Annotated in this window: 12 protein-coding genes; 6 read left to right on the top strand and 6 right to left on the bottom strand. The window is 66.6% G+C overall.

Annotation, left to right across the window (positions count from 1 at the left end):
• Nucleotides 1-74 precede the first annotated feature (74 nt).
• Nucleotides 75-1379, top strand: a complete 1305-nt coding sequence (locus L6D77_RS22645; RefSeq protein ID WP_232885138.1) for an MFS transporter — start codon at nt 75-77, stop codon at nt 1377-1379.
• Nucleotides 1380-1500: 121 nt separating this feature from the next.
• Here the strand turns inward: L6D77_RS22645 and purT are convergent, their stop codons facing one another.
• From purT to L6D77_RS22620, 5 genes are all read right to left on the bottom strand, one after another.
• A complete protein-coding gene (purT, locus tag L6D77_RS22640; RefSeq protein WP_232885139.1) occupies nt 1501-2682 on the bottom strand; it encodes a formate-dependent phosphoribosylglycinamide formyltransferase in 1182 nt (393 codons plus the stop codon).
• Nucleotides 2683-2756: 74 nt separating this feature from the next.
• Nucleotides 2757-3224, bottom strand: a complete 468-nt coding sequence (locus L6D77_RS22635) for a VUT family protein (protein WP_153788482.1) — start codon at nt 3222-3224, stop codon at nt 2757-2759.
• A 185-nt stretch (nt 3225-3409) separates the two neighbouring features.
• A complete protein-coding gene (locus L6D77_RS22630; RefSeq protein ID WP_232885140.1) occupies nt 3410-3607 on the bottom strand; it encodes a DUF1289 domain-containing protein in 198 nt (65 codons plus the stop codon).
• A complete protein-coding gene (locus L6D77_RS22625; RefSeq protein WP_125465257.1) occupies nt 3597-4121 on the bottom strand; it encodes a gamma carbonic anhydrase family protein in 525 nt (174 codons plus the stop codon). The genes L6D77_RS22630 and L6D77_RS22625 overlap by 11 nt, the downstream gene beginning before the upstream one ends.
• A 45-nt stretch (nt 4122-4166) precedes the next feature.
• Nucleotides 4167-4766, bottom strand: coding sequence for a CoA pyrophosphatase (locus L6D77_RS22620; protein WP_232885141.1), 600 nt, complete (start codon nt 4764-4766; stop codon nt 4167-4169).
• A 136-nt stretch (nt 4767-4902) separates the two neighbouring features.
• On the opposite strand from L6D77_RS22620, the gene L6D77_RS22615 reads away from it, so the two are divergent.
• The 5 genes from L6D77_RS22615 (at nt 4903) to L6D77_RS22595 (ending at nt 14597) form a co-directional block, all read left to right on the top strand.
• Entirely contained in the window at nt 4903-5457 is a 555-nt protein-coding gene (locus L6D77_RS22615; RefSeq protein WP_232885142.1) for an NUDIX hydrolase, read from the top strand.
• Nucleotides 5458-5477: 20 nt separating this feature from the next.
• Nucleotides 5478-6035: a L,D-transpeptidase family protein gene (locus L6D77_RS22610; protein WP_232885143.1), complete on the top strand. Its 558-nt coding sequence runs from the start codon at nt 5478-5480 to the stop codon at nt 6033-6035.
• 161 nt (nt 6036-6196) lie between these two features.
• The gene (locus tag L6D77_RS22605) at nt 6197-7876 is read left to right on the top strand and encodes a ShlB/FhaC/HecB family hemolysin secretion/activation protein (protein WP_232885144.1); all 1680 of its coding nucleotides are present in this window, start codon (nt 6197-6199) and stop codon (nt 7874-7876) included.
• 24 nt (nt 7877-7900) lie between these two features.
• Nucleotides 7901-12421, top strand: a complete 4521-nt coding sequence (locus L6D77_RS22600) for a hemagglutinin repeat-containing protein (RefSeq protein WP_232885145.1) — start codon at nt 7901-7903, stop codon at nt 12419-12421.
• A gap of 142 nt (nt 12422-12563) precedes the next feature.
• The gene (locus L6D77_RS22595; protein ID WP_232885146.1) at nt 12564-14597 is read left to right on the top strand and encodes a PhoX family protein; all 2034 of its coding nucleotides are present in this window, start codon (nt 12564-12566) and stop codon (nt 14595-14597) included.
• A 96-nt stretch (nt 14598-14693) separates the two neighbouring features.
• Here L6D77_RS22595 and L6D77_RS22590 read toward each other — a convergent pair whose 3' ends face one another.
• Nucleotides 14694-15005, bottom strand: a complete 312-nt coding sequence (locus tag L6D77_RS22590; protein WP_232885147.1) for a YqfO family protein — start codon at nt 15003-15005, stop codon at nt 14694-14696.
• Nucleotides 15006-15007: the final 2 nt, after the last annotated feature.

Here is a 15007-nt window from a genome sequence, read left to right as displayed (position 1 = left end):
CAATACGCTCCGGCTCCCGTGTGCCCGCCACATGGGCCGTGCCCCATGGAGCATCGACTGTCAGGGACCTACGCATGACTACCAGCAGCACCTACGCCGAACCTGCCTCGGCGGCCCCGGTCAACTCGCCCGCGCGGGTGGCCACCGCCAGCTTTATCGGCACCGCCATCGAGTTCTACGATTTCTACGTCTACGCCACCGCCGCCGCCCTGGTGATCGGGCCGGTGTTCTTCCCGTCCGGCTCGGGCACCGCGCAGATGCTCGCGGCCTTCCTTACCTTCGGTATCGCCTTCCTCGCCCGGCCACTGGGCTCGGCGTTGTTCGGCCACTTCGGCGACCGCATCGGGCGCAAGTCGACCCTGGTCGCTTCGCTGCTGCTGATGGGTGTCTCGACCACCCTGATCGGCGTGCTGCCAGGCTATGACAGCATCGGCGTGTGGGCACCGATCCTGCTCTGCATCCTGCGCTTCGGCCAGGGCCTGGGCCTGGGCGGTGAATGGGGTGGTGCGGCGCTGCTGGCCACCGAGAACGCCCCCGAAGGCAAACGCGCCTGGTTCGGCATGTTCCCGCAACTGGGCCCCTCGATCGGCTTTTTGGCCGCCAACGGCCTGTTCCTCACCCTGGCCCTGGTGCTCAGCGACGAGCAGTTCCGCGAATGGGGCTGGCGCATCCCGTTCCTGCTCAGCGCCGCACTGGTGCTGGTCGGCCTCTACGTGCGCCTGAAGCTCGAGGAAAGCCCGGTATTCGCCAAGGCCGTGGCGCGCCAGGAGCGGGTCAAGCTGCCGGTGGTCGAACTGTTCGCCCAGTACTGGCTGCCGACCCTGCTGGGCGCGGCGGCGATGGTGGTGTGCTACGCGCTGTTCTACATCTCCACGGTGTTCTCGCTGAGCTACGGCGTGTCGACCCTGGGCTACAGCCGCGAGACCTTCCTCGGCCTGCTGTGCTTCGCCGTGGTGTTCATGGCCCTGGCCACGCCACTGTCGGCCTGGCTCAGCGACCGCTACGGGCGCAAACCGGTGTTGATCGTCGGTGCTGTGCTGGCCATCGCCTCGGGCTTTGCCATGGAACCGCTGCTCACCTCGGGCTCGACCATGGGCGTTGCGCTGTTCCTGAGCATCGAGCTGTTCCTGATGGGGGTGACCTTCGCCCCGATGGGCGCGCTGCTGCCGGAGCTGTTCCCGACCCACGTGCGCTACACCGGCGCTTCGGCGGCCTACAACCTGGGCGGCATCGTCGGCGCCTCGGCGGCACCGTTCTTTGCCCAGAAGCTGGTGAGCATGGGCGGGCTGAGCTGGGTGGGGGGGTATGTGTCGGCGGCGGCGGTGATCAGTTTGATTGCCGTGCTGTGCCTGAAGGAAACGCGCAATACCGAGCTTTGATCATTTGGGGCTGCTTTGCAGCCCTTTTCGCGGCACAAGGCCGCTCCTACAGGGATGTGCGATCCCTGTAGGAGCGGCCTTGTGCCGCGAAAAGGGCGCAACGCGCCCCAGCAATATCAGATCAGAACTCGACCTTGACCGCCTGCGAAGCCCGGGTCGCCTTGGCCCGCGCGGCCTCGACCGACTCGTCCCGCGCCAGACACACGCCCATGCGCCGAGTACCATTGATCTCTGGCTTGCCGAACAGGCGAATGGCGGTGTCCGGCTCACTCAGGGCTGCGCCCAGGTTGGCGAAACTGGTCTGCTGTGACTGGCCTTCAGGCAGGATCACCGCCGACGCCGACGGGCCGAACTGGCGCACCACGGGGATCGGCAGGCCGAGAATCGCCCGGGCGTGCAGGGCGAACTGCGACAGGTCCTGGGAAATCAAGGTCACAAGGCCAGTGTCATGCGGGCGCGGCGAGACTTCGCTGAACCACACCTGGTCACCCTTGACGAACAGCTCGACGCCGAACAGGCCACGCCCGCCCAGCGCATCGGTGACCGCCTGGGCCACCCGCTGCGACTCGGCCAGGGCTTTCGGGCTCATGGCCTGGGGCTGCCAGGACTCCTGGTAGTCACCCTTCTCCTGACGGTGGCCGACCGGCTCGAGGAAGGTGGTGCCGCCCACATGGCGCACGGTCAGCAGGGTGATTTCGTATTCGAAGTCGATGAAGCCCTCGATGATCACCCGGCCCTTGCCGGCGCGGCCGCCTTCCTGGGCGTAGTCCCAGGCCTTCTGCAGGTCATCGGCGCTGCGCAGCAGGCTCTGGCCCTTGCCCGACGAACTCATCACCGGCTTGACCACGCACGGGTAGCCCAGGTCGGCGACGGCCTTGCTGTAGTCCTCGAAGGTGTCGGCGAAGTGGTATGGCGAGGTCGGCAGGTCCAGCTCTTCGGCAGCCAGGCGGCGGATGCCTTCGCGGTTCATGGTCAGCTGGGTGGCGCGGGCGGTGGGGACGACGTTGAAGCCTTCGTTCTCAAGCTCCACCAGCGTGGCGGTGGCGATGGCCTCGATCTCGGGGACGATGTAGTGTGGTTTTTCCGCCTCGATCACCGCGCGCAAGGCCACGCCGTCGAGCATGTTGATCACATGGCTGCGGTGCGCAACCTGCATCGCCGGGGCATTGGCGTAGCGGTCCACGGCGATCACCTCGACGCCCAGGCGCTGCAGCTCGATCACCACTTCCTTGCCCAGCTCGCCGCAGCCGCACAGCAGTACTCGGGTCGCGGTGGGCGACAATGGGGTTCCGATACGGGTCATTTCAGGTCCTCGAAGGCGTCCGGGGCCGCGCCACGCTGGCTGCCGCCCGCTGAAAATTGGACCCGCATTCTACATCAGGATGCGACCACCGCGCGCCGGGCGCGCCAGGCCATGATCAGCCACACGGCGGTAACCCCGGCGAACTTAGACGCCAGCGCCGTGCCGATCACCACGGGTGTCAATGCGCCGATCATGCCGAAGAAGATGAAGGTATCCACCGGGATGCTCAGCGCCGAGCTCAGCCACAGGCGGTCGCGCAGGGGCCGGCGGGTGACGCTGAACACCAGCCAGTCGATCAGCTCGGAGACGAAGAACGCCGTGGCGCTGGCCAAGGCGATGGCAGGCTCCGAGGTAGCATACGAGAGTACCAGCGCCACCAGCATGGCCAGCAGCGCACCATGGCCGTAGCGGGTCTGCACCATGTCGCGCAGGATGAACACCAACCCGCCCCAGGCGGACCAGATCACGTCCAGGTGCGGCGCGCTGGAGAAGGCGTAGTTGATCAGCACCACGCTGCTGATGTAGGCGATGAGATAGAACATAACTCGGAATGTTGGCTGGGCAGGCCGTGCAGATTACTGGATTCTGCGCGCAATTGCAGGGAATCGCGCCGCCCCCATCGCCGGCAAGCCCACTTGGCTCGCACGCTCCCTGTAGGAGCGGCCTTGTGCCGCTCCTACAGAAAGCTGCGCAAGCCCGCGACCAGGGTGGTGAACATTACGAGGCATTACTGGCCGATGATCAACCCCGCCGCCACTGCCCGCTCATGGCAGCGCTTGAGCACCTCACGGCGCTCCTGGTTGTCCATCCGCCCCCAGCGGGTGATCTCGCTCACCGTGCGCTGGCACCCGGTGCAGATATCCTGCTCGTCCAGGGCGCAGATGCTGACGCAGGGCGAGGCCACCGGCCGTTCGTCAGTCTTCATCGGGCACCAGTTCACGGGCGTAACGCTGGGCGTTGTGCACGTAATGCGCGGCGCTGGCTTCGAGCATGCGCTGTTGCTGCTCGGTCAGCTCGCGCACCACCTTGCCGGGCGAGCCCATCACCAGCGAGCCGTCGGGGATTTCCTTGCCTTCGGGGATCAGCGCATTGGCGCCGATGATGCAGTGCTTGCCAATACGCGCACCGTTGAGGATGACCGCATTGATGCCGATCAGGCTGTAGTCGCCCACCGTGCAGCCATGCAGCATGGCGTTATGGCCGATGGTCACGCCCTTGCCGAGGGTCAGCGGCGAGCCCATGTCGGTGTGCATCACCGTGCCGTCCTGGACGTTGCTGTCCTCGCCGATGTCGATCAGCTCGTTGTCGCCGCGCAGCACCGCGCCAAACCACACGCTGGCACGCGCCTGCAGGCGCACCTTGCCGATCAGCGTGGCATTGGGCGCGGCCCAACTGGTGGGATGGGTCTCGACCCGCAGGTCGCCCAGGCGGTATTTCATGTGTCGCTCCTCACGGTTGAACGCCGGTGGCGGGGTGTGCCCCGCTCAGTTCTGGATGAAACGCTCTGGCGGCTGGTGCAGGCTGATGCCGGCATCGAACAGCAGGTTGACCAGCTCGACGATCATGATCGCCGACAGCCCCCAGATCTTGTAGTCGCCATAGCGATAGCTGGGCACGTACCAGCTGCGGCCCTGGTAATCGATACGGTGGGTGTGGTCGCGCGGGTCCTGGCGGAAGAACTCAAGCGGCACCGTGAACACAGCGGCAATTTCCGCATCGTTGGCGTGGTACTCGACGTAATCCGGGATCACCCCGACGAATGGCGTCACCTTCAGGCCGTGCAAAGAAATCAGCGGGCTGAGCGGGCCGATCACCTCGACCAGGCCCGGCGGCAGGCCGATTTCTTCTTCCGCTTCGCGCAGGGCCGTGAACACCAGGTCCGGGTCTTCCGGGTCGCGCCGCCCGCCAGGGAACGCCACTTCGCCACCGTGGGTGGACAAGCCCTTGGCACGCAGGGTAAGCACCAATTCCGGCTCGTCGCTGCGGGTGATGGGTAACAGCACCGCCGCTTCCGGGAAACGACTGTCTACCTGCAACGACGCAGGGGTGTGGTTGCTCATTCGGCGAAGAAGCTCGTCCAGCATTACGCACTCTCGATTCCAAGGCCTGCCGTGCATGATGCACCAAAGCCTGCGGGCACCCAAGCCCTGCCCCCGGGCTGCTTGCGGTGGGCCGGCTGCGCGCGCCAAGATAGCCCGATCCCTCAGGAATGATGAAAGCATGAAATACTGCAGCGCGTGCGGCCAGCCGGTCATCCAGCGAATCCCCGAAGGCGACAGCCGCCTGCGGTATGTGTGCGAGCATTGCCAGACCATCCACTACCAGAACCCCAACATCGTCGCCGGAGTACTGCCCACCTGGGGCAGCCAGGTGCTGCTGTGTCGGCGTGCCATCGAACCACGTCGCGGCTTCTGGACCCTGCCCGCCGGCTTCATGGAGAACGGCGAGACCCTGGACGCAGCCGCTCGTCGCGAAACCGTCGAAGAAGCCTGCGCCCGGGTCGCCGAGATGAGCCTGTACCAGTTGTTCGACCTGCCGCACATCAACCAGGTGCACGTGTTCTTCCGCGCGGAACTGGCCGACCTGGACTTTGCCGTGGGCGTCGAGAGCCTGGAGGTACGTTTGTTCGAAGAACACGAGATCCCTTGGGGTGAGCTGGCTTTCCGCACCGTCACACGCACACTAGAATGCTACTATCGCGACCGCGTCAGGCAGCACTACCCGATAGGCCATGAATACCTGCCGCCGATGAACGTTGCGTCGTCCACCACTTAAGTTTTCAGGGATACGGTTTCATGCGCTGGTTGCTTGCCCTCTTCTGCCTCAGTGTCGCCTCGGTGTCGCACGCCGCGTTCACCGAAACCATCATTCGCAAGCCACAACCGGTCGCGCAGACCGTTTCGCCCGCCAGCGCCGTGGTGCAGGGCCCGTTGATCGACAAAGTGCTGGTGCTCAAGTCCGAACGCCGCCTGCAACTGATCAGCCGCGGCGAACCGCTCAAGACCTACCGCATTTCGCTGGGCAAGCAACCCAAGGGCGCCAAGGGGCGCGAGGGCGACAAGAAAACCCCCGAGGGCCTGTACTGGCTCGACTGGCGCAAGGTCAGCGACCGCTACAACCTGGCCATGCACATCTCCTACCCGAACATCACCGACGCTGCCAAGGCCCGCCGTGAAGGGGTAGAGGCTGGTGGCATGATCATGATCCACGGCACCCCGATCAACGAGGAATACCCGGAGTGGTACTTCCACACCCTCGACTGGACCGAGGGCTGCATCGCCATGCGCAACGACGACATGCGCGAGGTGTGGAGCATGGTCAAGGACGGTACCTTGATCGAAATCCGCCCTTGAGCGAGTACCCCGTTGGCCTAATTTCCTAGGAAACTCCCTACATTTTCTCACCACCCATCTGACATTCAGATGGGCGCGGGACCGCATCCAATCGCCTAGGCGCATTCATAGAATCCACGCAAACGCGCACTTCCCTCGTACGCGAACTGCCGGATTCCGCCATGCCGACCACCCTCAGTCGTGCCATCAAGCTTTACCTCGCCTGCCTGCTGCTGAATCTGTGCAACGTGCCGGCTGCCACGGCAGAAGACCCGGCCAGCCTGCAACTGCGTGACCAGCAGCAGTCGATGCGCGAACTGGAGCAGCACCAGCGCCTGCAGCGTTGGCAACACCGCCAGCCGTCCAGCCGCACGCCGCGAGGCACGTCGCCAGATGACGCCGGTAGCCCCTGCTGGCCCGTGTCGGGGCTGCGCATGAGCGGCAATCGGCGGCTCTCGGCCAGCGACCTCGAACGCACCTTGCGCCCGCTGCTGCAGCCCTGCATGGACGTGGCGGCCATCAACCAGCTGTTCAGGGCACTGACCGAGCGCTACGTGCAGGCCGGCTATCCACTGGCGCGGCCCTACCTGCTCAAGGCACCGCAACCCGGCCAACCGCTGGACATCCTGATCGTCGAGGGCTTCGTCGAGTCCATCGAACTGGCCGGCGACGCATTACCGCTGTCGCTACGCGGTGCCTTCCCCGGCCTGCTAGGCCAGCCACTGCACCTGCCCGACCTGGAGCAAGGCCTGGACCAGCTCAATCGCCTGCGGGCCTACGACCTTGGCGCCGACCTGCTGCCCGGCGAGCTGGCGGGGGCGACGCGCGTACGTATCATCCCGCGCCAGGTCGGCGCCCGCTGGCACCTGGACAGCCGCTTCGACAACCGCGGCAGCCCACAGACCGGCCGCCAGCGCCTCAACCTCGGGCTCGGCCTGGACAGCCCGCTGGGGCTGAACGACGACCTGCGGGTGGCGCTGTTCTCGACCGTGCTTCAGGCGCCCGGCGCCAGCCAGGGGGCCAGCCTGTACTACAGCATCCCTTACGGCCCCTGGACCTTCGCCCTGAACGCCAGCCAACTGAGTTACCGCTCGCCCCTGCCCGGCGGTCGCCAGGCCAGCGGAGGCAGCCAGTTCCAGGGCCTGAGCGGCGAGCGCGTACTGTGGCGCAACCAGCAGGGCATGCTCAGCGCCGGCCTGCGCCTGGACCACAAACGCCTGGACAACTACCTGCAACGCCAGCGCCTGGCCGTGCAAAGCCCGACCCTCACCACCCTCGACGCCGGCCTCAACCTGCTGTGGCTGGAGCATGGGTTGTGGAGCGCCTCGCTGGGGGTCAGCCAGGGCCTCGACGCCCTCGGCGCCGACCGCCGCGCGTTGCGCCCCGGCGCCCCGAAACCCGACTTTCGCAAGTACCGCGCCAGCCTGCTGTACCTGGCCCAGGCACCGCCCGGGCACCCCTGGCGCTGGCAAAGCGAGCTGAACCTGCAATACAGCCCCGACCCGCTGCCCGCCATCGAACAGCTGCTGCTCAGTGACAACAGCAGTATCCGCGGCGTGCGCCAACGCACAGTCTCTGGCGCCAGCGGGGCCGCCTGGCGCAACACCCTCAGCTACCCCTTCGCTCTCCTTTCCTCCCCCGCCGTGCAACTGCGCCCCTACCTGGGGCTCGACCTGGGCTGGACCCGCTTCGATCACGGCAGCCCTTCGCAGCGCCTGGCCGGCGGCGCCCTCGGCCTGGAGCTGAGCCTGCCCGGCAACCGCATACGCCTCGATTACCAACGCGCCCTGTACGCCAGCGACCGCCCACGCCGCGCGCTCGAACCCGGCTTCTGGGGCCTGGAGTGGACCTTGAACCTCTGATTCATCCACCGAAAGGAGAGCACCATGAAACCCACTGAACATCTCCGCCCGCTGCGCCCCGACCGGCTGCGCTGGGCCGTATTCCTCTGCCTGTGCGCCTCGCCCACGCTGCTGGCCGCCGGCCCGCTGCAACCGGCCCCAGGCCCCGGCGGCACGCCATTGGTCAGCGAGGCGCACGGCGTGCCGGTGATCGATATCGTCGCGCCCAACGCCAGCGGCCTGTCGCACAACCAGTTCCTCGACTACAACGTCGGCAACCAGGGCCTGGTCCTGAACAACGCCTTGCACGCCGGCCAGTCGCAACTGGCCGGCGCCCTGGCGGCCAACCCACAGTTCCAGGGCCAGGCCGCCTCGACCATCCTCAACGAAGTGATCAGCCGCAACGCCTCGTTGATCGAAGGCCCACAGGAAATCTTCGGCCGTGCCGCCGACTACATCCTCGCCAACCCCAACGGCATCACCCTCAACGGCGGCAGCTTCATCAACACCACCCGCGCCGGTTTCCTGGTCGGCACCCCGGTCATCGAAGACCAGCAGCTCAAGTACCTGGATACGCTCAAGGCCGAAGGCGCGCTGCAGGTACTGACGCACGGCCAGTCCAACAAGGAGGGCGCGCTGGACCTGATCGCCCCGCGCATCGACAGCGTCGGGCCGCTCGAGGCCAAGGGCGAGCTGAACCTCAACGTCGGCCGCCAGCGCCTCGACGCGGCCAGCGGCGAGGTACTGCAGCACCTGCCCGGCACCCCGGGCAGCATCGACGCCAGCCTGTTCGGCGCCATGCGTGCCGGGCGCATCCGCGTGCTGAGCAGCGCCGAAGGAGCAGGCGTCAAGGTCGGCGACGTGGCCTTGCAGGCCGATGACGGGCTGACCCTGCGCTCCGCCGGCGACCTGCGCGTGCAGGGCTCCGGGCAGCACCAGGCCAGCCTGACCAGCACCCGCGGCGCACTGACGCTGGACGCTGCTGGCGACCTGCAACTTACCGCCACCCGCGGCCAGGCCGAGCGCATCGAAGCCCGCTCGGGGCAAACGCTCACCCTGGATGCCGCCACCCGCGAAGAGGTGCAACGAGACCGCGAGGCCTGGGACAAGAAATGGTGGTTCGTCACCAGCGAAACCTACAGCCGCGAGCGCACCCAGACCGACCTCGCGCAACAGGGCTCGGCACTGCAGGCCAGTGACCGCCTCACGCTCAATGCCAGCGATGGCCTGCAACTGAGCGCCGCCCACCTGCAGGCCGGCGGCGCGCTGGCCTTGCACAGCGGCGCCGACCTGACAATCGACGCCGCTGTCGACAGCAGCACCGTCGAGGAACAGGTGCGCCATCGCAAGCACCTCTGGCGCGGCGACAGCGACAACCGCCAATACCGCGAAAAGGCCAGCCCCAGCACCCTCGAAGGCGCGCAGATCATTGCCAGCGCAGGCAATGCCCTGCGGGTCCGCGCCAGCACCTTGCACAGCCAGGGCGACCTGCAGTTGCAGGCACGCCAGGTCGAGGTGAGCGAGCAGGCACTCAAGGACAACAGCAACCAGCGCGACTACCGCGGCGACCTGGTGTCCGGCACCTTCTTCGGCAAGCGCAACGGCGATCAAACCCAGGGCAACCAGGCCAGCGGCAGCAGCCTGCGCGCCGAAGGCGCGCTCAGTGTCAGTGCCGACAGCATGGCCATCCGTGGCAGCACGGTCAGCAGTGGCGGCGACGCGGTGTTGTACAGCGACAAGGCCGCGCTCACGGTCGAGGCTGCGCAGAGCACCCGCCAAACACAGCAGAACACCGATGACAGCAAAGTGTTCGGCCTGTTCGGCAACAGCAGTGAAACCCGGCAAAACACCCAGCAGGTGCTGCAAAGCGACCTGCGCTCCACCAGCAACCTGCGCCTGGCCAGCGCCGATGAGCTGAAGGTGCACGGTGCCACCCTCAATGCCGGGCAGAAGCTGGAACTCGACGCCAAGGGCAACCTCGACATCGAAAGTGCACAAACCACCCACAGCACCGAGCGCTCCAGCCAACAACGCCATCTGACCGCCAGCGCCCAACAGACCCGGCAGGCCCAGGACGGCAAGCCGGACTCGCGCCAGTACGATGCCAGGGTCGGCTACGAGGTTGCCCAGGTCGATGAACGGCAATCGGCAACGCAACAGGTCGCCAGCACGTTGAACGGCGCTGCCGTTGACCTGCGCAGCGGCGGGCAACTGAAAGTCACGGGCTCACAGGTACTGGCCACTTCCGGGGACCTTAGCCTGCAAGCGCAGAAGGTGGTGCTCGACGCCGCGCGCCATACCGGGGAAAACCACAAGGTCGACACCCGCAGCGGCGGCGGCCTTGCCGTGACCGGTGGCATCGACCGTATCGGCAGTGCCTTCGACGGCCATCGCAAGGAGGACAGCCAGCGCGAAACCAGCAGCACACTGCAACGTAGCGAACTCAAGGCCGCTGGCGACCTGCGCATCGACACCCCGCACCTGGCCACCGAAGCGGCCAATGTCGAGGCCGCAGGCACGCTGCTGGTCAACGCCCCGCGCATCGACAACCGTGCCGCGCACAACAGCACGGCCCGCGAACAGCGCAGCAACCACTGGCAGGGCAGCCTGGGGGCGAGCCTTGAGTACCGCGATATTTCCCGGCCAGTCGAACGCCTGGTCAACGGCGATGAAGCCGCGCGCTTCCAGCAGCCCGGCATCGAAGACGCGCTGGCGCCCCCCAGTGTCGGCGCCGACCTGAGCGTAAATCACCTTGCCCGTACCCAGACCGACACCAACAGCAGCGCCCAGGCCAGCACGTTCAGTGGCGCCACGGTACGCATCGACGCCAAGCGTATCGATGACCAGGGCACCCACTACCGCGCCAGCAGCGGCCCGCTGCAGCTCCAGGCCGACACCCATCGACTGCTTGCCGCCAGCGACGAGCAGCAGCACGAGGTGCGACGCCTGGCAGTCGACGGCGGCTTAAGGGTGGACACCAGCACCGGGCAGGACATCAACGGCCGCCTCGAAGGCAAAGGCGGCACCCTGACGGACGGGCAAACCACCACCCTCGCCCGCCCCGGCAGCCTGTATGGGCAAACCGGTATCCAGGTACAGCTGGGCAGCGATGGGCGCTATGAAGTCACGCGTTTCAACGGTGGCGATGGCGCCGTCGGTGTGACCAGCGCCGGCAACCTGACCCTGGCCGCAGCCCATGACCGCACCACGCAGGCCAAAACGCAGCTGGACGCCAGCCTCTGGGCCAAGGGCGGCAACCGGCCCGGCAGCCAGGGCGTGGACGTGCGCGGCTACCTCGATCACAGCCAGCGGCAAAGCGAGGACAGCAAGGCGCAGGTGGCCCAGATCGACGCCAAAGGCGCGGTCGAGCTGAGCAGCGCCGCCAACCTGCACCTGGAAGGCACGCGCATCGACGCCAGCGCCGACATCACCCTGCACAGCGACGGCCTGCTGACCGTTAGCGCCGCCAGCGATAGCCACAAGGCCAGCGGGTCCACCCTCGGCGGCGGCCTGGAGATCGCCGGCACGGTCGGCAGTGGCAAGGGCGGTAACCTGGGCGGTCATTTCACCAGCGCCAAGGTGGATGAACATGACCGTCAGGCCGTGGACGCCCGCTTTACCAGCAAGGGCGCGTTGCAACTCACCAGCCTGGCCCGTGAAGACGTAGCCCTGCAGGTTCAGGGGTTGCAGGCCAACGCTGCACGGATTGGCCTGGATGCCAGGAACGGTGGCCTGTTGATCGAGGCCTCCAGCCAGCAGGAGCACCGCGACAATCGCGATATCACCGCCGGGGCCGGTTTCAAGCTGAATCGCGGCGAAACCACCGACAAGGATGTGCGCGCCCTGCATGGCCGGGTGCAGGTGGTACTCGACCGGCGCGACAACCAGACATGGCGCGACAGCACCCTGAACACCGAGAAGATCGACCTGTACAGCCGTGGCGATACACGCATTGAAGGTGCGCGCCTGGACGCCGAGCGCATCACCGGCAAAGTGGGCGGCGACCTGCTGGTGGCCAGCCGCAAGGACCGGGTCGACAGCCTGGCGCTGACGGTCGACGGGCGCCTCAGCCAGGAGAAGAACCCGCAGGGGCATATCAATGCCGCCAGCGCACTGGCCGGGCCGGCCGGCGACAAGGTGCGCGACAAGGCCGGCAAGCTGCTGGCCAAGTCGGAGCCCGCCCTGTCACCGACGCTCAAAGTGCAAGTTAGTCATCAACAACGTGACACCGTCGCCCGCCAGACCACCCTCGCCGGCACCCAGGGCATCGACCTTGAAGTGGCAGGCGATACCCGCCTGACCGGTGCCAGGCTGCTGGCCAGCGAAGGCCGCGTCGAGCTGGGCGGCAGCAGCGTCACCCGTGAGACCTTGAGCGGTCGCGACTATCGCCGCGACCTGTCGCTGGACGCGTCCAACTCGCCGATCGACCTGGGCACCGCCGTGCTCGAAAGCACCCAGGGCAAAGGCGCCGCCGAGGGCGACAACCCGCTTGACCTGGGCCTGCTGCGTACCAGTGGCCACAGCCGCAGTACCGAGTGGGTATCACGGATCGACGGCAAGCCGTAGCCATCACGGCTAAACATGCAGACACAATGCATGCGCAGCAATTGCCGGGGCCCCGAGCCCCGGTAACCTTTCTGCAAACTGATCGTCATGTTTGCGACCTACAGTTTGCGTTTGCTTCAACTCAGATAAAAAAGGACACCTGATGAGTCGAGACAGCGGCGACAACCTGGACCGCAACCTGAGCGGCAACCTGCCGATGGCCAGCGTCATGGACGCCTACCTGAGCCGTCGGGCGGTAGTGCGCGGCGGCCTGGGCGCTGCGATTGCCATGATCGCCGGCGCAGGCCTGGCCGGCTGCTTCGATAGCGGCGCCAGCAGCCCTGCCCCTACGCCGAAACCTGCCACGCCCAAACTTGGCTTCCAATCGATCAAGGGCTCGCGCACCGACGCCTGCGTCGTCGCCGCCGGCTACAGCGCCTATGTACTGGCGCCCTGGGGCACACCGCTCAACAGCGGCGGCAAGCCTTGGCAAGCGGACGGCAGCAACAGCGCCGCCGACCAGGCCAATGCCATGGGCATGCACCATGACGGCATGCATTTCTTCCCCATCGACGGCAGCTCCGACGACGGCCTGCTGGCGATCAACTTCGAATACATCGACACCGCCGCCCTGCACCCGGCCGGCCCCACCACGGTCGACGGCAAACGCCCAGCCGAAGAGGTACGCAAAGAGATCAACGCCCACGGCGCCGGCGTGGTGCGTATCCGCAAGGTCAACGGGCGCTGGCAAGTGGTCGACAACGACCCGCTCAACCGGCGCTTCACCACCGCCACGGTGATGGACATCGCCGGGCCCCTGCGTGGCACAGAGCACGTCAAGACGCGCTTTTCGCCCAGCGGCGTGGAATGCCGTGGCACCAACAACAACTGCGGCAACGGCTACACCCCTTGGGGCACCTACCTGACCTGCGAGGAGAACTGGCCGGGCATCTTCGTCAACACCGCTACCCGCCCCGCCGACCAGGTGCGCATCGGTGTCTCCGCCACCACCGGTCAGTACGGTTGGGAAACCGCTGCCGGCGACGCCAGTGAATTCGACGACGAATTCGCCCGTTTCGACGTCACCCCAAGCGGTGCCAGCGCCAGCGACGACTTCCGCAACGAGGCCAGCACCTACGGCTACATCGTCGAGATCGACCCCTACAACAGCGCCACCCGGGCAGTGAAGCGCACCGCGCTGGGCCGATTCCGCCACGAGGGCTGCTGCCCGGGCCTGGCCGTGGCCGGCAAGCCACTGGTCTGGTACACCGGCGACGACTCCAACAACGAGTACCTGTACAAGTTCGTTTCGGACACGCCGTGGGACCCGGCCGACGCCAAGCCTGCCGACCGCCTGGCCACCGGCGCCAAGTACCTGGACAAGGGCAAGCTCTATGTGGCGCGCTTCGATGCTGACGGCAAGGGTGTGTGGCTACTGCTCGATGCCGCAACCGCCACGACGGACGGCGCCACCCTGGGGGCTCGTTATGGCGACCTGGCGGGCATCATCCTCAATACCCGTGGCGCCGCCGACGCCGTGGGCGCAACGCCGATGGACCGCCCCGAGTGGACCGCGGTCAACCCGCTCAATGGCGACGCCTACCTCACCCTGACCAACAACAGCGCGCGCAGCCCGGACAAGGTCGATGCGGCCAACCCGCGCGGCCCCAACCGCCACGGCCACATCATCCGTTGGCACGACAGCGACGATCACCAGCGCTTCACCTGGGACATCTTCGTGTTCGGCGCCAACGCCGCCGGCGGCCCGGACATCAACCGCTCGGGCCTGACCGAGATGAACCAGTTCGCCAGCCCCGACGGCATGCGCTTCGATAGCCGCGGCGTACTGTGGTTCGAGACCGACAACGGCGAACAGACCCTGACCAGCTACACCAACGACCAGCTGCTGGCGGTGATCCCCACCGACCTGGTGGATGGCAATGGCAAGCAGGTTGCGGTCAATGCCGGCAATCAGGCAGACCTGCGGCGTTTCTTCGTCGGGCCCAATGGCTGCGAAGTGACGGGCATCACTTTTACGCCGGATAACAAGACCCTGTTCGTCAACATCCAGCACCCGGACAACTGGCCGGCCACGGAGGTAGCCACCCAGGCCACCCCAGCAGGTAGCAAGGTACGACCGCGGTCGTCGACCGTAGTGATTCAGCGGCTGGATGGCGGGGAAATAGGCACGGCCTGAAAAACAGTGCGGGGCAAGTCCGTTCCCACGATCCCCTGGTGACAACGGGAATTGTGGGAGCACACTTGCCCCGCACTATGGATACTGCGATGCGCCTTAGAAATCGGCCAGAGGCCAAACCTCATAGGCCGGTGTCTCATACGGATGGCTCCGTTTGAGCGCGCCGACGACCTCAACGATCAGTTCGTCAGCCACCACCAGCTCCACCTTCCACTCCTCGACCTGCTCGACCTGGCCGGCCTGCCCAAGGTACGGCTGGCTGCCGTCCAACGGGCGGAACTGGCCCTGGCCGAGGGTTTGCCAGGCGCAGTGGTCATAGCTGCCGATGCGCCCGCCACCGGCGGCGAATACAGCGGCCTTGACCACTTCGACATGGCTGCCTGGGACGAAGAAGGCGAGCTTGTGCACCC

This window comes from Pseudomonas parasichuanensis, from assembly GCF_021601385.1.
GTDB classification, from domain to species: domain Bacteria; phylum Pseudomonadota; class Gammaproteobacteria; order Pseudomonadales; family Pseudomonadaceae; genus Aquipseudomonas; species Aquipseudomonas parasichuanensis.
The sequence above is the reverse complement of the archived record's forward strand: the minus strand, read 5'-3'. Positions and strand labels throughout refer to the sequence as shown.